At 45.9% G+C, this 17160-nt stretch carries 15 protein-coding genes and 1 riboswitch; of the genes, 13 read left to right on the top strand and 2 right to left on the bottom strand.

The features are described 5' to 3' along the window. Nucleotides 1-51 precede the first annotated feature (51 nt). Nucleotides 52-156, top strand: a riboswitch (TPP riboswitch). Between the two features lie 137 nt (nt 157-293). From thiC to MAQ5080_RS03805, 10 genes are all read left to right on the top strand, one after another. Continuing rightward, a complete protein-coding gene (gene thiC / locus MAQ5080_RS03850) occupies nt 294-2270 on the top strand; it encodes a phosphomethylpyrimidine synthase ThiC (protein ID WP_067207367.1) in 1977 nt (658 codons plus the stop codon). Next, nucleotides 2271-3413 carry a thiamine phosphate synthase gene (gene thiE / locus MAQ5080_RS03845; protein WP_067207371.1) on the top strand — a complete coding sequence of 381 codons (1143 nt, stop codon included), beginning with the start codon at nt 2271-2273 and terminating at the stop codon, nt 3411-3413. Beyond that, nucleotides 3394-3591, top strand: coding sequence for a sulfur carrier protein ThiS (thiS, locus tag MAQ5080_RS03840; RefSeq protein ID WP_067207374.1), 198 nt, complete (start codon nt 3394-3396; stop codon nt 3589-3591). Before thiE ends, thiS begins: the two co-directional genes overlap by 20 nt. Nucleotide 3592: 1 nt before the next feature. Next, nucleotides 3593-4366, top strand: a complete 774-nt coding sequence (locus tag MAQ5080_RS03835; protein ID WP_067207376.1) for a thiazole synthase — start codon at nt 3593-3595, stop codon at nt 4364-4366. Next, nucleotides 4363-5523: a 2-iminoacetate synthase ThiH gene (gene thiH / locus MAQ5080_RS03830; RefSeq protein ID WP_067207379.1), complete on the top strand. Its 1161-nt coding sequence runs from the start codon at nt 4363-4365 to the stop codon at nt 5521-5523. The genes MAQ5080_RS03835 and thiH overlap by 4 nt, the downstream gene beginning before the upstream one ends. Before the next feature lie 950 nt (nt 5524-6473). Then, on the top strand, nt 6474-6788 hold the full coding sequence (locus tag MAQ5080_RS03825) for a helix-turn-helix domain-containing protein (RefSeq protein ID WP_067207383.1): 315 nt from the start codon (nt 6474-6476) through the stop codon (nt 6786-6788). 804 nt (nt 6789-7592) lie between these two features. Continuing rightward, the gene (locus MAQ5080_RS03820) at nt 7593-10058 is read left to right on the top strand and encodes a P-loop NTPase (RefSeq protein WP_067207385.1); all 2466 of its coding nucleotides are present in this window, start codon (nt 7593-7595) and stop codon (nt 10056-10058) included. An 88-nt stretch (nt 10059-10146) separates the two neighbouring features. After that, nucleotides 10147-10719 carry a hypothetical protein gene (locus MAQ5080_RS03815; RefSeq protein ID WP_067207389.1) on the top strand — a complete coding sequence of 191 codons (573 nt, stop codon included), beginning with the start codon at nt 10147-10149 and terminating at the stop codon, nt 10717-10719. A gap of 503 nt (nt 10720-11222) precedes the next feature. Continuing rightward, on the top strand, nt 11223-12140 hold the full coding sequence (locus MAQ5080_RS03810; protein WP_231870799.1) for a serine hydrolase domain-containing protein: 918 nt from the start codon (nt 11223-11225) through the stop codon (nt 12138-12140). Nucleotides 12141-12231: 91 nt separating this feature from the next. Continuing rightward, entirely contained in the window at nt 12232-13044 is an 813-nt protein-coding gene (locus MAQ5080_RS03805) for a formate/nitrite transporter family protein (RefSeq protein WP_067207395.1), read from the top strand. 66 nt (nt 13045-13110) lie between these two features. On the opposite strand, the gene MAQ5080_RS03800 is transcribed toward MAQ5080_RS03805, so the two are convergent. Beyond that, the gene (locus tag MAQ5080_RS03800) at nt 13111-13986 is read right to left on the bottom strand and encodes an MYG1 family protein (protein WP_067207399.1); all 876 of its coding nucleotides are present in this window, start codon (nt 13984-13986) and stop codon (nt 13111-13113) included. Nucleotides 13987-14213: 227 nt separating this feature from the next. Here MAQ5080_RS03800 and MAQ5080_RS17480 point away from each other — a divergent pair, with 227 nt between their 5' ends. Next, on the top strand, nt 14214-14357 hold the full coding sequence (locus tag MAQ5080_RS17480; RefSeq protein WP_197464572.1) for a hypothetical protein: 144 nt from the start codon (nt 14214-14216) through the stop codon (nt 14355-14357). 198 nt (nt 14358-14555) lie between these two features. On the opposite strand, the gene MAQ5080_RS03795 is transcribed toward MAQ5080_RS17480, so the two are convergent. Beyond that, complete coding sequence (locus MAQ5080_RS03795; protein WP_067207402.1) at nt 14556-15467, bottom strand: LysR substrate-binding domain-containing protein; 912 nt, start codon at nt 15465-15467, stop codon at nt 14556-14558. Between the two features lie 141 nt (nt 15468-15608). On the opposite strand from MAQ5080_RS03795, the gene MAQ5080_RS03790 reads away from it, so the two are divergent. Continuing rightward, the gene (locus MAQ5080_RS03790; RefSeq protein ID WP_197464573.1) at nt 15609-16523 is read left to right on the top strand and encodes a pirin family protein; all 915 of its coding nucleotides are present in this window, start codon (nt 15609-15611) and stop codon (nt 16521-16523) included. A 143-nt stretch (nt 16524-16666) separates the two neighbouring features. Next, nucleotides 16667-17146 carry a phosphate-starvation-inducible PsiE family protein gene (locus tag MAQ5080_RS03785; RefSeq protein WP_067207405.1) on the top strand — a complete coding sequence of 160 codons (480 nt, stop codon included), beginning with the start codon at nt 16667-16669 and terminating at the stop codon, nt 17144-17146. Nucleotides 17147-17160: the final 14 nt, after the last annotated feature.

The following is a 17160-nucleotide window of genomic DNA, read 5'->3' as shown; positions in this document are numbered from 1 at the left end:
CTTCATCACGTTTTGGGAGTTTACAGCGACGCCTAAACGCGTATACTGATGCGCAACTTGTCGGAGTGCCTTAATTGGCTGAGATCGCATTTTAATGCGGGATCCGCAGAACCTGATCAGGCTAATACCTGCGAAGGGAACAAGAAAGCATCATTTCTTTTCTGCTGAAATAGCGTTGTTTACCCAAGCCTAAAGTGAAACGGCATGGGCCTAAAAACAACCGCGCGTACGTGGAAGTACGTGTCCTCCTGACAAGCATTTTTTCCAAATACAAACATAATGGGAATCTGCTTATGTCGACTACAATGCCAAAGCCAAACAAAAAAACACGTGAAAAAGCCCGTCTAGAAGCCAAAGCCTTTATTGAGTCTTTGCAGGCGACGCCATTTCCGTCGTCTGAGCGTATATACGTGCAAGGCTCTGATGAATCTATTCAAGTGCCAATGCGCCAGATCAACCTAACCGATACGCCGATCGGCTCGGATCCTGATAACCTTACCTTTGAGCCAAACGAGCCAATTTACGTTTACGACACAGCGGGTCCCTACGCCGATCCAGCGGAAAACATCGACGTACATGTGGGTCTAAAAGCACTTCGTCAGCAATGGATTGAAGCGCGTAACGATACCGAAGTGCTAGAAGGCGTCAGCTCAAACTTCGCTCAAGAGCGTCTAGCAAATAACGAACTAGACGAGCTGCGCTTTAAGCACCTGCCAACGGTACGCAAGGCCAAAGCCGGCCAATGCGTGACGCAAATGCATTACGCGCGCCAAGGCATCATCACGCCAGAGATGGAATACATCGCCATCCGTGAGAATCAAAACCTACAGGCAATCAAATCTGAGCTGTTGCTGAAACAACACCCAGGTCACAGCTTCGGTGCCAATATTCAAACGGAAATTACGCCAGAATTCGTGCGTAAAGAAGTGGCTGAAGGCCGCGCCATCATCCCTAATAACATCAACCACCCAGAAACCGAGCCAATGATCATTGGCCGTAATTTCTTAGTGAAGGTGAACGCCAACATCGGTAACTCGGCGCTAACGTCTTCCATCGAAGAAGAAGTAGAGAAGCTGGTATGGTCAACCCGCTGGGGTGCGGATACCGTGATGGACTTGTCGACTGGCAAAAACATCCACGAAACTCGCGAATGGATCCTACGTAACTCGCCAGTGCCAATCGGTACGGTGCCGATTTACCAAGCTCTAGAAAAAGTAGATGGCGTCGCCGAAGACCTAAACTGGGAAGTGTTCCGCGATACCCTAATCGAACAAGCCGAGCAGGGCGTGGACTACTTCACCATCCACTGTGGTGTCTTGCTACGCTACGTGCCAATGACAGCGAAACGTCTAACCGGCATCGTGTCTCGTGGTGGTTCCATCATGGCGAAATGGTGTCTAGCGCACCACGAAGAAAACTTCCTTTACACACGTTTCAAAGAAATCTGTGAAATCTGTGCGGCTTATGATGTGGCCCTTTCCCTAGGTGACGGCCTACGTCCGGGTTCGATCATGGATGCCAACGACGAAGCACAATTGTCGGAACTACGCACTCTAGGTGAACTTACGAAAATTGCTTGGGACTACGATGTTCAGGTGATGATCGAAGGCCCAGGACACGTGCCAATGCAGCTGATCAAAGAGAACATGGATCTGCAACTTGAGCAATGTCATGAAGCGCCGTTCTACACCTTAGGCCCCCTAACACAAGATATTGCACCAGGTTACGATCACATTACTTCAGGTATCGGTGCCGCACAAATCGGTTGGTACGGCTGTGCCATGCTGTGTTACGTGACGCCAAAAGAGCATTTGGGTCTACCTAACAAAGAAGACGTGAAACAAGGTCTGATCACTTACAAGATCGCCGCTCACGCCGCAGACTTGGCCAAAGGTCACCCAGGGGCCCAAGTACGTGATAATGCCTTGTCAAAAGCTCGTTTTGAATTCCGTTGGGAAGATCAATTCAACCTGTCTCTTGACCCGCAAACAGCACGCTCTTACCACGATGAGACGCTACCGCAAGCATCGGGCAAAGTGGCACATTTCTGTTCTATGTGTGGTCCAAAATTCTGTTCGATGAAGATCACCCAAGAAGTGCGTGACTACGCCGCTGGCCTTGAGAAGATCGAAGCGGTAGATGTGACGGCCGAAGAAGGCATGCAACAAATGTCTGAGCAGTTTAAAGAGCTAGGCAGTGATGTCTATTTAACGACTGACAAGCTAAAAGCAGATAAGCATTCCGAAGACGAGCTAGAGACGGAACAGTAAATGACCACAACAGATGTTAAACAGATAGCGTTTCGTGATGCTGGGTTTAAATCATCTGTTTTGGACAACACTCGACACCTAGGGTGTCGAGTGCTTCACTCCACAACGGATGATGTCCGAATTGAATCCCATCAAAACGGATTAGCACTGATCACCGGTACGGAAACGTGGCAATTTGTGCGTGAATTGGATACGGCTAATATCGTTTTCCAAGCCTTATGCCAAGACAATCTGGTTACGGTTCAGCTACCCGATCAGCGTATTGCTTACTTTCAGGCTGAGAAACTGACCAAGGTAAACCAAAATGATCTCGCGGTGGCGCTGGCCTGCTTTATTGAGCAAGGCTACGAACACTTGGATGCGATGACCCTAGCTTTGGCTTGGCTCACGCAACAAGCCCGTGCCGCAGGGGCAGGCTGGCCCGAAGATCGAGCTTGGTTCCCACGCACCAGCTTTGCTGACGACCATGTGATTGCTGATGGCGCTGAGTTTAGTTCGATTCGCAAAGAGCTATTCACCCTTTACCCAGTGGTTGATACAGTGGAATGGCTAGCTCTGGTGTTAGAGCAGGGTGTGACCACCACGCAATTACGTATCAAAGATCCGAACGACCCAGACCTAAAGCAAAAAATCCAGCAAGCCATCGCCTTAGGTGAGCAGCATGGCGCGCAAGTCTTTATCAATGACTACTGGCAACTGGCGATCGAACTGGGCGCTTACGGTGTGCATTTGGGGCAAGAAGACATTGAAGTGGCGGATCTTTCGGCCATTCAACAGGCGGGCTTACGCTTGGGTATCAGCACTCACGGCTACTTTGAAATCATGCGTGCCTTTAACCTCAAGCCAAGCTACATCGCCCTAGGGCATATCTTCCCAACCGTGACCAAAGACATGCCATCACAACCACAGGGCTTAACCCGTTTAGGTCAATATGTGGAACTGATCAATGGCGCCTACCCAACGGTTGCCATCGGTGGCATCAACGCGGAACGCTTACCAAAAGTCAAAGCGACCGGCGTGGATTCCATTGCTCTAGTGACCGCGATTACGCGTGCTGACGATCCAAAAGCCGCCACGCAGTCTTTGTTGAACGCTGTGATCAGCAACGCACAAGGAGAGGCTCATGCAGCTGTATGTGAATGATGAGCCTGTTCAGTCAGAGCATAGTACCTTAACGGAGCTACTAAACAGCATTGTCAGTGCTGAGCAGCGCGTGGCCGTGGCAGTTAATCAACAAGTGGTGCCACGCAGCCAATGGTCGGAGTGCCTGCTAAAGGACAACGACCGTATCGATATCTTTGAATCCATCGCAGGGGGTTAATATGTCATTAACGATTGCAGGTCATACCTTTTCATCACGCTTATTTACCGGCACGGGAAAATACGCCAACCAAGAGCAGATGATCGCCTCGATTTTGGCCAGTGGCAGTGAAATGACCACCTTGTCCTTGCGCCGTATGGATTTAAAAGCCGGCTCCGACAATATCCTAAAGCCACTGCAGCAGCTGGGCGTTAAGCTATTGCCGAATACCTCTGGTGCCCGAGACGCCAAAGAAGCCATTTACGCCGCACAATTGGCCCGAGAAGCCTTGGAAACCAACTGGGTTAAAGTGGAAATCCACCCAGATCAACGCTACCTGATGCCTGATCCGATCGAGACCCTAAAAGCGGTCGAAGAGCTAGTGCGTCAAGGCTTTGTCGTGATGCCTTATATCCACGCCGATCCTGTGTTGTGCAAACGCTTAGAAGAAGTGGGCGCGCAATGTGTTATGCCCCTTGGTGCACCGATTGGCTCCAACCAAGGCTTGGCCTCTAAGCCGTTCCTCGACATCATTATTGAGCAAAGCACTGTGCCTGTGATCGTCGATGCCGGTATTGGCGCACCGTCCCATGCGGCGGCCGCGCTCGAAGCCGGCGCGGATGCGGTATTGGTCAACACAGCCATGGCGGTCGCCAGCCAACCGGAAATGATGGGTAAAGCCTTTAAACTGGCAGTGGAAGCAGGGCGCATGGCCTATGAGTCTGGTACTGGCAAAGTGCAGCAGACCGCAGAAGCGTCCAGCCCATTTACCGAGTTCCTCAAGGAGCTATCATGAGTGGCGCCATACGAGTCTTACATCAAAGCCCAGCGGTAGCAGGCCAATTTAGCGCGGAGCTAGAAGCGCTAAATTGGGACGCGACCACCGCTCAGCACCAAAACGCTACCGAAGCGGATGTGCGTCGAGCGCTGGCCAAACCTAAGCGCGATATCAATGACTTTGCCGCCTTGATCTCCCCAGCCGCCAAGCCATTTATCAATGAGATGGTGGCAGAGAGCGAGCGCCTGACACTGCAGCGTTTTGGCAAGACGGTGAGCTTGTTTGCGCCGCTGTATTTGTCCAATACATGCGCCAACGAATGCACCTACTGTGGCTTTTCCATGAGCAACGCCATCAAGCGTTTAACCTTGGACGAAGCCCAGATCGAGCGTGAAATCGCCGCCATCAAGCAAAAGGGCTTTGACCATATCTTGCTGGTGACCGGCGAAACCCAAAAAGTCTCTATGCCATACTTCGAGCGCATGCTGCCACTGTTTAAGCCTGCTTTTAGCCAGCTGTCCATGGAAGTGCAACCGCTAGAAATGGAAGAGTACGCTCAGCTAAAAGAACTCGGCCTAGATGGCGTCTTGGTGTACCAAGAAACCTACCGCCGCAGTACTTACCTTGAGCATCATCTGCGTGGCAATAAATCCGACTTTAACTATCGCTTGGACGCTCCGGATCGTATCGGCCAAGCCAAGGTCCATAAAATCGGCTTAGGGGTCTTGCTTGGTTTGGATGACTGGCGCACCGACTCCATTATGATGGCGCACCATCTAAGACACCTGCAAAAACGCCACTGGCGCTCACGCTTTAGCGTTGCCTTTCCGCGCATTCGTCCCTGTGCTGGCGGCATCGTACCCAAGTCCGTGATTTCTGATCTGGAACTGGTACAACTGATCGCCGCATGGCGCTTATTTGATGCTGACCTAGAAATGAGTCTCTCCACCCGCGAATCACCGGAGTTTCGTAACCACGCCGCACGCATGGGCTTCACCACCATGAGTGCCGAATCGAAAACCCAACCGGGCGGCTATGCTGATGACGCGAAAGAAGCCCTCGAGCAATTTGAAGTCAGCGACGAACGTAGCGTCACCGAAGTCGCCAACGACATCCGCGCCCAAGGCCGCGAAGTCGTCTGGAAAGACTGGGACATATCCCTAAACCTCGCCTAATTGAACTGCCTCATAACAGAGGCAATTCAATTTCCCGATTACCAAGGGCAGGGGACTCTGAAGAAATATCGGATTCCCTCCCCTTGTTTCTTTAAGGGGAGGGTGAGGGAGGGGTTAACAAACTCGCCATGTACGAGCGGGCTGCACCCCGCGACCAACCCCGCATTTCGTAGGAGGGGTATCTTACCCCGACCAACCTCTCAGCATCTGCAAGCAACCAGCTTCGGGGCTCTGATACCACTTTGCGGCACCATTCCATGTAATTCAATTCGCTTGCACACATCTTCGGTCGTGCCTCCCTCGACCGTCAGCGCGAATCAAACACATGGAATGCTGCTAATGAGACTGTGTCTTGTAGGAGCGGGTTGTACCCCGCGACCAAGCACGCATCCATGATATAAATCGCCCAAGCCCAAATTTCGTAGGAGGGGTATCTTACCCCGACCTGTTTTAAGCTCTGCAAGCAACCAGCTTCGGCGTTTGAAACCACTTTGCTTCACCATTCCATGTAATTCAATTCGCTTGCGCACATCTTCGGTCGTTCCTCCCTCGACCGTCAGCGCGAATCAAACACATGGAGCGTTGCTAATAAGACAGTGTCTTGTAGGAGCGGGTTGTACCCCGCGACCAAGCACGCATCCATGATATAAATCGCCCAAGCCCAAATTTCGTAGGAGGGGTATCTTACCCCGACCTGTTTTAAGCTCTGCAAGCAACCAGCTTCGGCGTTTGAAACCACTTTGCTTCACCATTCCATGTAATTCAATTCGCTTGCGCACATCTTCGGTCGTTCCTCCCTCGACCGTCAGCGCGAATCAAACACATGGAACGTCGCTAATGAGACTCTGTTTGTACGAGCCGATTCAATCGGCGATCAAAGCGATAGCTTTGTCACTTATACGCTATTGGCGTATAGTTTAGCGGCACATCTTTTATGGAGGCTTGGCGCGATGAGCAATCGTAATTTTTTTGAAGAGCTAAACTCAGCGTTAGGGGAAGCGAAAGCACACTCCGAAGGTAAACTGACACTTAAAACTCATCAAGTTAATGATGTGTCGGAACTAAAAATCACACCTAGCGAAATCGTCAGTATCCGTGAGCAATTCAACATGTCACGTGGAGTCTTCGCTCGCTTACTCCATACCTCTGCTCGCACTTTGGAGAAATGGGAACAAGGGCGTAGTGTTCCAAATGGTCAAGCCATTACCTTACTGAAGCTGGTCAAGCGCCACCCAGAAACGCTCAACCAAATTGCTGAGCTATAAATCGTCCAGTCCACATTTCGTAGGAGCGGGTTGCACCCCGCGATCAAGCCTGCTGCCCCCATGAGCTAAATCGCCCAACCCCGCATTTCGTAGGAGGGGTATCTTACCCCGACCTGTTTTTAGATCTACAAGCAACCAGCATCGGTGATCTCAAAACACTTCGAGGCACCATTCCATGTAATTCAATTCGCTTGCGCAAATCTCAGGTCGTACCTCCCTCGACCGTCAGCGCGAATCAAACACATGTAATGCTGCTAATAAGCTCTAATTTTCATCTGCCCTCATCTGATTTGGGTGTTTTAGCTTATGAAAGCGAATGAATTAATGAGTCCAATATAAGTAAGATTTTTCCGTTTTCATACTGTAGCTACGTATACGCATCTCGCTTCGAAGGTGATTCATAAAGGGTCTGAAAGACATCGCACGCTCCTTGTGGATATATTTAATTATACTGTATGAATATACAGTTTATTTTTGTGTTCGCAAATGGGAGGCGTACTTTTATGGTCTGAATGCTATTCAGTTTCTCGCTTTGTCATAGAAGCGTCAGCGAAAGTGTATTAAGATCAATAATTAAACAATACGACAGCCAGAATAATGTGCTGTGGACAAATGATATATCGCGCATGCTCGATTTCGTGTTTTGAGCTGTTATTGGATAAATTTGAAAAGTGTCATGAAAACAGGTTGTTAGAGGGATTATTTGGGCTCTCTGGCACAGCGTAAACGAGCATGCGCACTATTAAAAATGTTATGTAAATTTGGCTTACCATGTAACATTCTCAACTTAACAAAGGATAAATAATGGATTTAGAGTTAGGAACACAAGGTTTGAAAAGGGTAGATGTTTCTTTAGAAATTTTCCTATCACGAATTAGCACTGGTAAAGCTATTTTATTCACAGGTGCAGGATTTTCTCTAAATACAGAAAATTTGAATGGAAAAGAGCCTCCTTTAGCTAAAGGATTAGCAAGGGAAATAGCAAAACTTGGCGAAATGGAGTCTAGTGATAACTTAATGTATGTATCGGATTACTATCTTTCATACAAATCTAAACCGAATTTATTAAATTTATTAAAAAACAACTTTGTGTTGAACGAAGTTAGCGACGATCATATTTCGATATGTTCTATTCCATGGAAAAGAAGCTATACGACAAATTATGATAATTCAATTGAGCTTTCAAATCGAAAAAATGGAAGAAATATAGAGTCATTATGCACAGAAGATAATCCTAATGACTATATCCATATTGGAAATATTTGTTTGCATATAAATGGGAAAATAGAAAATTCAACTGTCGAGCATTTGGAAAGTAATATAAAGCTGAGTAACTCTTCTTATATTTCAGCTGATTCCTTTATAAGTTCAAATTGGTTTTATCATTTTAAAAGAGATCTGGAAAGTTGTACGGCTTTAGTTTTTGTTGGTTATTCATTGTACGACTTGGATGTTCAAAAATTCTTATTTGACAATCCATCGATTAAAGAACGAACTTACTTCATAACACGTAAAGATGCTACTCACGAAGAAACTTATTTTCTAGGGAAGTTTGGACATGTACTTGCAATAGGGGTTGATGGTTTCGGTAACTTAATAAAAGAAAATAAAAGTGCAATTTTAGATCAGCAACACGAAAACTATACCGAGTCATTAGTTAAGTATGAAAACACCTTTGATGATATTAATATTAGGGACGCAGAGGTCGAAAGATTTATTCTCCATGGTGATATCAAGCAGTCACATATAGATAAGGCCATTTCGATTACGCAAAGCATACCTTATTTTATTAATAGAGACTATGTGCAGGAAGTTTGTGATCTTTTAAATGAAGGAAATAATGTTGTTTTAGTTTCAGAATTAGGTAACGGTAAGTCGATTATTCTAAAAAGTGTCGTTGCTAATTTAACCAGGAATGGTATTGATACGTTTATTTTAGAAGATGATGGGGGTGACTACTTAAGTGATTTGGATGTTCTAAGCAAGATAAGCAAAAGGATAGTAGTGGCCGTTGATGATTATGATAAGTATATTGAGCTAATTAAGCATTTCGATAATACGAAACCAGCGAACATTAATTTAATTCTCACCTCCAGAACATCAGAGCATGAAAGGCATCGACACGAGTTTTCGTCTTTTGAAAGCAAGTTTTTAGAAATTTCTATCGATACACTTACAAAAGATGAAGTTGAATTTTTTATTAGCATAATCGACAACATAGGAATTTGGGGCGACATAGCAAACTGGAGTAATGAAAGAAAGATCAATCATTTAATCCGTAAGCACCACTCTCAACTATCATTAATCTTGTTAGATTTATTTAATTCACCATATATTGTAGATAAGGTTAAACAGCTAACCCATGCTTTGTTTAGTAACTTGAAATATAGAGATACCGCATTCGGAATTGCATTGATTGAAACTGTAGGTCTTAAGGCAAAATCGAGTTTGATCTCAGAGATATCGCTGAACAATGAAATTTATGACGGTAAACTAACTAGCAATCCTTCTTTTAGAGAACTATTTAAAATTGAAAATAATGTAGCATGCTCAAAATCAAGTTTGTTTGCTTTATCTCTCATTAAAAACTATTTTTCAGCCAATTATATTGTTGATCAGTTGCTTTTAATTGCCAATCACCTAAATTCTGAAGGTGGTCGATCCTATGAAGAAAATAGAGTGTTTAAAGAACTTCTAAAGTTCTCTTTCATTGAAAGGCTGCTTCCAGAGCAAAATAGGAAAAATAATTTATCGAAATACTATGAAAATCTAAAAATTTCCGCACCATGGTTAAAGACTAGCCCACATTTTTGGGTGCAGTTTGGGATGTCGCGACTACCTTATAAAGATTTTAAAAAAGCTCAGGATTATTTTAATCAAGCATATTCTTTTGCTAAGAACAAAAATGATTACCACACTGAAAATATAGATACTCAGCAAGCGAGGCTTTATATTCTTCAATGCCTTGATTCTAATGACCCTGTTGAATCAGTAAAATACTTTCAAGCAGCAGATGATTTGTTGAACTCACTGAATGATGATGTTTATAAATTCAGGCAAGTAATCAATTATAAAGATGTTTATATTAATAAGTTTGTTAATTTTTCCAATAAACAAAAAGTTGCTTTCGAACATTCATGTAAAAACTTCCACTCAGCTGTAGAGCGGGCATCACAGGCTGGAAAAATAAGTATTAATGATGAAAAGATAATTTCAAAAGTAATAGATAGTTTGGACTTTATTATTAAAGATATTCAAGTCAATCGTTAATTCACATAACAAATCAAAGCACTCGGACGCAGCAAAGCTGCGCCGGTGTTTGAGGCGTTATAGCGCAAATAGTTAATCTGGAGAGTCCATGAATTTTCAACCAAACATCTCCAATGTAAGCAAAATTGAGTTTAGGCCTTACATGATAGAATGTGCTTTTGATTATTACAGCATGTCTGTTATGTCTAACCATCAAAGGATGGGGTTACAGACAGTAATGTGTGCTCTATCAATTGAAATAATTCTTAAGAGTTTTCTCGTTTCAGTTGCAGGTAACCATGGGCAACTAAACGAGACCTATCAATTTGATAAAAAGTTACTGGTCGCGGATGGAACGCTACCTAAAAAATCAGATGTACATGATTTAACCGTTCTGTATGAGGCATTACCAAAAGATTTACAAACTTATCTATTTGAGACTTTTGAATTTAAGATCTTGCATGAAAATAGAAAATTATTTACTCAAAGTCGTTATATTTATGAGCCAAGTGCCAATACTATTAATAATGACGATATTATTAAATTAACAGCTCGCTTGGTGTGTAAAATTGTTTATCTATACAAGCATCAAGGATGTGTCGACCCATTTATACTGGAATTCGAAATAGATAAAATCTATTTCTCTCATGTACAACCGTATGCGTTCATTGAAGCACTATAACAAGCAATTTAAATCGGAACTCCAACAGTTGGCTTAATTGGGCGTTAAACGGCAAAATAAACTACGAAAGAATGGGTGTAATCGAAGTCCTTCCAGCCTGCGAAACTGACCTTATCGATATTCATTCTTGAGCAAGGAAGGCTTATGAATAATATGTTTCTCGTATGGATAGAGAACCTGCACGATGCAGAGCTCTTAACAAGCCACCTACCTTAAAGAGTGCTTAGCAACTCACTAGCCAGTTCTGCCCATAACTGGCTTTTTTATGCTCAATCAACCCCCAATAAACTTCCCCTCCAACCCCCTCAACCCATAGCCCTTACGGCACTTTTTCTCTAACGACTTGTCATTCATTAGAGTGGTGCTCACTCCATTCAACGGATGATTTATCTTTTATGCTTTCACTTCTATCAAAACTTCCTATTTTTCGCACACTTGTTCTCTGCTCCTTTTCTGCGAGTATCGCTAATGTCGCACAGGCAAGCACCATTGATTTGAGTGCCATGGACAAAACCGCTCAAGGTTTTTCAAATATCAAAACCGTTCAAGTGGCGTATCAAGGCGAGCTTGTTTGGTCTAAGGCGTATAACAATGCAGACATGGATGCGGTGACAAACATTAAGTCTGCTTCAAAATCCTTGATGTCGGCGATCGTTGGCATGGCCATTGAGCGTGGTGTGTTGGATGGAGTGGATCAATCGGTTACGACGTTATTACCTGACCAACTGCCGCAAACCCCTGATCCTCGTTTAAAAGAGATTACCCTTAGTCATTTGCTCTCTATGCAAGCTGGGTTGGAACGCACATCCGGGCGTAATTATGGAGCTTGGGTCGCCAGTGATAATTGGGTGAAAGGTGTGTTGTCTCGACCTTTTGTAGAAGAGGTGGGTGGCGAGATGCAATATTCCACCGGAAATACTCATGTGCTATCGGCCATCATGATGCGTGAGAGTGGACGTCATACCTATCAGCTCGCCAATGACTGGTTACAAGGTTCTGGCGTGCGAGTCCAAAGTTGGGAAACTGACCCTCAAGGGATTCCAATGGGTGGCAATCAAGTGGGCATGACGCCTGCGTCGTTATTGGCGTTTGGTGAGTTGTACCGTCGCGGCGGTGTCACCAAAGATGGCAAGCGGATTCTTTCCGAACAATGGATAGAACAAAGTTGGACACCAAGAACTCAGTCTCGTTACCATCGCGGCCTTTATGGCTACGGCTGGTTTATTCAGCCTTTTGCGGGTGTGCAGGGCTATTACGGTTGGGGCTATGGCGGTCAGATGATTTATGTATTGCCGGAGTTAGAGCTCACCGTCGCCATTACCTCGCAGGAATATTTGCCTTCTGGCCGAACTGGGTATCGTGACTCACTGCATCGTATGTTGAGCCAAGATATTATCCCCGCGATTCAGTCGGCTCAATAAAAGGCTTCACCAGCTTATTTCAATCACCAACAATGATCTGCCCTGATTTTGTGCAATACTCAGAGAAGTTGCATTACTAGGATCCTATCTGATGAATGAATCACCCAATCACAGTGGGGCATTTCCGCCGCTGGAAATTGCTCATAAAGTTGAGCTGCTCGGTGAGAAAAAAGCCAAGACCGACACCCTCACACTATTTGTTCTCGCGGTATTGGCTGGTGCCTTCATATCCATGGGGGCGCTGTTTTATACCGTGGTGATCACCGATAGTGACCTTGGCTTTGGCGTGACGCGTTTGCTGGGTGGGCTGAGTTTTAGCCTTGGGCTGGTGCTTGTCGTGGTCGCGGGCGCTGAGCTCTTCACTGGCAACAACCTGATTGCGATGGCTTGGGCCAGTGGCCGGATAGGCATTCGCGCTGTGATGCGCAACTGGATCTTGGTATATCTGGGTAATGTGGTGGGATGTCTAGGTACGGTTCTGCTGGTATTGGGCAGTGATATTGCCAGCTTAGGTGGCGGTGCGGTAGGAGAAACCGCCATTGCTATCGCTCACGCCAAGATGAATCTTACCTCAGTCGAAGCTTTTTCTCGCGCTATCCTCTGTAACGTGTTTGTTTGCCTTGCGGTGTGGTTGGCGATTGGAGCACAGAGCGTCAGCGGAAAAATCTTGGCCATTGTGTTTCCTGTTTCGGCGTTTGTGGCCATTGGTCTGGAACACTCGATAGCCAACTGGTTCTTTTTGCCGTTTGGGTTTGCTCTAGATGGGCACAGCGAAGTGTCGATCAGAGACTTCTTCATCAACATGCTGTTGGTGAGTGCTGGTAATATCGTTGGCGGAACCTTGCTGGTGGCTGGCGTCTACTGGCTCGCTTATCTTAGGGGCGAACACCAACATAAAGACTGATTTTTATATTCAGCAATGGGGTCAGATGAAAAAGACTTTAATTTTCATCTGACCCCAAAAGGCTCTCTAATTTTCCAACGCCATCTGTGCCATTTTCATGGTGTTCTCAAACGATTCACAACCCGCAATAAACAAGCCGTTATGACAGAACATAGCATCCTCTAAGCCAGTCACTTGTTGCAGCTGTTTACCTGATAACCCTGCCCAGGCAGCAGGCAGTTTCTTGCGATCTTCAAAGGAACCAAGTTCAACCGGCACGGTTTGGATACGCCATTCGCCGGTTTGCGATGGGTAGATCATATACAAGGCTTCTTGTGACAGATTCAGTACCGTGGTTTTCCAAGGCGTGAATTGCTCGAGCACGATCACTCGCGGATCTGCGGCGTTTTCGATGGCTTTGGCAACGATGGATTTAGCGTTAACACCGCCTTTTGCCGCGGCGATAAAGCGTGCCAGTACTCGTGAAGCAAAGGCAACGGCTTCTATAAAACAGGCATCGAAATCGCCGTGCTCTTCCCAGGTTGGGTTAAACATGGAGATGGTTTGACTCAGGCTGACGCCAGTCAACGGGCCGTCTACGTGGCCACAGTCGATGGCATCGATCACGGAGACGAGGTTCTTATCCACGGCATCGGCGATTTCTTGATTGCCATTACAAAGCTCTAGGCCGTACTTTTGCCACATCAAGCCAAACGATGAAAACGGAATGCCATTGTCACGGGCGCCGGCGCCGCCGCGTTGGTGATGGTCAAAACGGCCGTTGTCGGCATCGTATACGCCGCCCACATCTAATACGATATCGGCTTTATCTAACAGGGCTAAGTCGCGTGTGCGTACTACTTCAGCAGATGGGTAAATGGTCTTGAGTGCTGCCACAGCAAATACGTCGTCTGCGTGAAAGTTGCCGTTATGCGTTGCAATCACTGGAGTTTGTTCGGTCATTCGTCCATCTCTTATATCGGTGTTATTTCTTTTGGTCGTACACAGGTACTAAAGGGCAAGATTTTACGGGGTTTTGAAGGCAGGTGACACCGTTCATTTCTTTTGCGGGTGTTGCTGCAAAAAAAATCAGTTTGAGTCGTTTATTTATGCAGTATTGGTGCGTATGTCTTGTTAAGATGCAGCTGCGCCGAATAGGGCATATACATTTCTATTTATGAGAGTTATACATGACAAAATTTGATACACGCGTTGAAGAGTTGATCGCGAAACACCCACACTTAAGCAAAGATGAAGCGATTAAAATCGTCACTGAGAAGAATGAGCGCAAGAAGCAAAAGCGCAACGCACGTTCAAACAAAGCGAGCAACTAAAAAGGGTCAATAACGGAACATACGTTTAAATCATTTACTAGAGTTTGTCCACCATGGTGAGTTAACCCACTTAATTATATGGTGCATCATGGCTCCTCTGAGCAGCACTAGTAACCTGCATACAGCTTTCCTTTGCGGATCAGGTTTAAGCCATGGTCCTAGGTTTACTGCCTCAGTGGTGCCCTTTGAACAAAGCTTTTAAAGGGCGCCGCCAATTTCGTTATGAAGGTGTTTGATTAAGTAGTCACTCAAAGTGCGTACAGCAGGTGATGGGCTTTTTCGCGAAGGCATCAGTAGGCTTAATTCTGCCTTATCGGATACCCAATCAGGCAGTACTCTGACTAAGCTTCCATTTAAGAGTTCTTCACGACAGATATAGGCCGGTAGGCTCACGATGCCCAAACCATTGATCGCGGCATGTTTTAAAGTACTCATGTCGTCGCTGCAAAGCTGCGGGGTAAATGGCACCGTGGTGACATGGCCTTGTTGATGACGCAGAGTCCAATGCCCTGTGCTTGGCTGCCAACCCACCTTTAAACTTTGCTGTTTGTATAAGTCATGGGGCGATTGCGGAATGCCCGTTTGCGATAAATAGCTCGGGCTAGCGAATAAGTGCCACGCAACCGTGGCAAGGTGTCGTTGAATACTGCTCGAGTCGGGCAGGACATCGGCATGGCCGCGGATGGCCAAATCGATACCTGATGATACCAAATCCACTGTTTGGTTGGTGACTTGCTGAACCAGCTCTACTTGGGGGTGCTCGATTAAGAATTGTGTGATCAGTTGTTTGATCGCGAACTGCGCTACGCCCACTGAGCAGCTGATGGTGACACGACCTTCCAAGGTATTTTTGCGGCTTTGAATCGCTGCTTCGGCGGCTTCCGCTTCTTGCAGCAAGGCGCGCGCATGTCGATAAAATATCTGCCCTGATTCGGTTACATGAAATTGTCGAGAGGTGCGCTGAATGAGCTGGCTGTCCAGCCGCTCTTCAAGGTTTGCCACATGTCGGCTGAGCCGAGATTTAGGCATATTTAAGGCTTTGGCGGCGGCGCTGAAACCTTGCTTTTCGACAACGTGGACAAAGTAGAAGTAGTCGTTTAGATCGATCATAGGCGTCACAACCTTAGTGTTAATGGCTTCATTGTTGCAATTATAGAACGAAAGTTTCAGATTTTGTATCTAACAGTGCCTATTGTCCTACTGCTAGTATCTATAGCGTCATTTCACAAAATAGGTTTGGGAGAGAGAACGATGAACACACCCATGACAGCAACACAAAGTACTGAGTACACCCCAGCCGAGCAACTTGTTGTATCACCGGTCGTAGATGGAAATCTATTTGAAATTGGTCGTGGTTTCTCGGCTTTATCCTTTAGAGAGAGCGCCTTTGCTGAGGCGATGGACCCTTTGGTCATGGTCGATCATTATAAAATGACTGCAGCGACTTTTGGTCCTCATCCCCACGCAGGCTTGTCTGCCGTATCGGTACTGTTTGAAGACACACAAGGGCGCTTTCGAAATCGCGATACATTGGGCAACGATTTTGATTTGCTGCCGGGCGATCTGTACTGGCTAAAGGCTGGTTCGGGCATCATTCACGATGAGTCTCCTCGTCCAGGGTCAAGCATTCATGGTCTTCAAGTCTTTGTTAATCTACCGCTTAGCAGTAAAACAAGCGCGCCAGAGTCGTTACATGTGACGGCGCAAAGTGTTCCTGTTTATGAGGGACAGGGTAGTCGTGTACGAATTCTATTGGGCAGCAGTCAAGGGCTAACAGGGCAGTCATCTCCTGCCTTACCCATGACCATTCTCGATGGTAAGCTGGCGCTGGACGGTCAGTTTTCACATCTCCTAAAGGCAGGTGAGAATGCTTGGGTCTATGCCGTAGCAGGCGACCTGCAATTATCCATTTCAGAGCAAACGATCACCTTACATAAGGGGCAATCGATCGCCATGTCAGCGCTAGGAAATGGCCAGGTACAAGCGCTTCAAATCGTCAATAGTGGAGGTGAGCAGGCGCACTTTGCATTGTTTTCAGCACAGCCTGTGGCGGAAGCTTTTGTTCAAAAAGGCCCGTTTGTGATGGCATCTGAGGCGGAAATCGAGCGCATTGAAGCGGAATATGCGGCGGGTAAATTAGGTCATCTAAACACACTGGATGAATAGGCATAATAGGCAGTAGGTCTTTGCCACTTCTTTCATAGGCTTAAAAATGGCCAATTCGATTGGCCTAATTGCCATTTTTAGACTCTACTTAAAGTTAGCAACGTTATTTGTATATCGTGCAAAGATGTGTTGGGGGATAGTAGATGAAGAACGATGAAAGCCAAAATGAAATTGTTCATGAAGAGCTTCCGGCTGAGCATGAAGACTCTCTAATTAGCTTCTTACATAAAGTTATTCGCCTAGCTATTAAAGCACTCGCCATTTTAATGGTAGCGATTATTCTCTTTGGGGTTGCTGATGTGGTTTTTGTTGTTTATCAAAGACTGATGGAGCCTCCGGTTTGGCTGTTAGAGGTTGGTGACATTTTTCAAATATTTGCTGCTTTTATGGTAGTGCTTATTGCAGTGGAAATATTCATCAATATTCGTCTGTATTTAGGCACAAATATACTGCCGATACAGCTTGTGATTGCCACGGCATTGATGGCGATTGCTCGTAAAGTCATTATTTTAGATTTTGATACCATCACCCCTGAATACGTTTTTGGGATTGCCGCTGTGGTACTGGCCTTGGGGGTGTCGTACTGGTTAGTACAGAAAAAAGTGAAACAGCCTTGGTCCTAGTAATAAACAGCAGG

The organism is Marinomonas aquimarina (assembly GCF_900089755.1).
Classification (GTDB): domain Bacteria; phylum Pseudomonadota; class Gammaproteobacteria; order Pseudomonadales; family Marinomonadaceae; genus Marinomonas; species Marinomonas aquimarina.
Note: the sequence above shows the minus strand (reverse complement) of the source record. Positions and strands in the feature narration are given on the sequence as shown.

What these genes read in the sequence shown, in the direction of transcription:
- MAQ5080_RS03795 (WP_067207402.1), bottom strand. Translation starts at nt 15,467, where the DNA reads ATGATCGATCTAAACGACTACTTCTACTTTGTCCACGTTGTCGAAAAG.
- MAQ5080_RS03810 (WP_231870799.1), top strand. Translation starts at nt 11,223, where the DNA reads ATGGACAAAACCGCTCAAGGTTTTTCAAATATCAAAACCGTTCAAGTG.
- thiS (WP_067207374.1), top strand. Translation starts at nt 3,394, where the DNA reads ATGCAGCTGTATGTGAATGATGAGCCTGTTCAGTCAGAGCATAGTACC.
- MAQ5080_RS17480 (WP_197464572.1), top strand. Translation starts at nt 14,214, where the DNA reads ATGACAAAATTTGATACACGCGTTGAAGAGTTGATCGCGAAACACCCA.
- MAQ5080_RS03835 (WP_067207376.1), top strand. Translation starts at nt 3,593, where the DNA reads ATGTCATTAACGATTGCAGGTCATACCTTTTCATCACGCTTATTTACC.
- MAQ5080_RS03790 (WP_197464573.1), top strand. Translation starts at nt 15,609, where the DNA reads ATGAACACACCCATGACAGCAACACAAAGTACTGAGTACACCCCAGCC.
- MAQ5080_RS03820 (WP_067207385.1), top strand. Translation starts at nt 7,593, where the DNA reads ATGGATTTAGAGTTAGGAACACAAGGTTTGAAAAGGGTAGATGTTTCT.
- thiC (WP_067207367.1), top strand. Translation starts at nt 294, where the DNA reads ATGTCGACTACAATGCCAAAGCCAAACAAAAAAACACGTGAAAAAGCC.
- MAQ5080_RS03785 (WP_067207405.1), top strand. Translation starts at nt 16,667, where the DNA reads ATGAAGAACGATGAAAGCCAAAATGAAATTGTTCATGAAGAGCTTCCG.
- MAQ5080_RS03815 (WP_067207389.1), top strand. Translation starts at nt 10,147, where the DNA reads ATGAATTTTCAACCAAACATCTCCAATGTAAGCAAAATTGAGTTTAGG.
- MAQ5080_RS03800 (WP_067207399.1), bottom strand. Translation starts at nt 13,986, where the DNA reads ATGACCGAACAAACTCCAGTGATTGCAACGCATAACGGCAACTTTCAC.
- thiH (WP_067207379.1), top strand. Translation starts at nt 4,363, where the DNA reads ATGAGTGGCGCCATACGAGTCTTACATCAAAGCCCAGCGGTAGCAGGC.
- MAQ5080_RS03805 (WP_067207395.1), top strand. Translation starts at nt 12,232, where the DNA reads ATGAATGAATCACCCAATCACAGTGGGGCATTTCCGCCGCTGGAAATT.
- thiE (WP_067207371.1), top strand. Translation starts at nt 2,271, where the DNA reads ATGACCACAACAGATGTTAAACAGATAGCGTTTCGTGATGCTGGGTTT.
- MAQ5080_RS03825 (WP_067207383.1), top strand. Translation starts at nt 6,474, where the DNA reads ATGAGCAATCGTAATTTTTTTGAAGAGCTAAACTCAGCGTTAGGGGAA.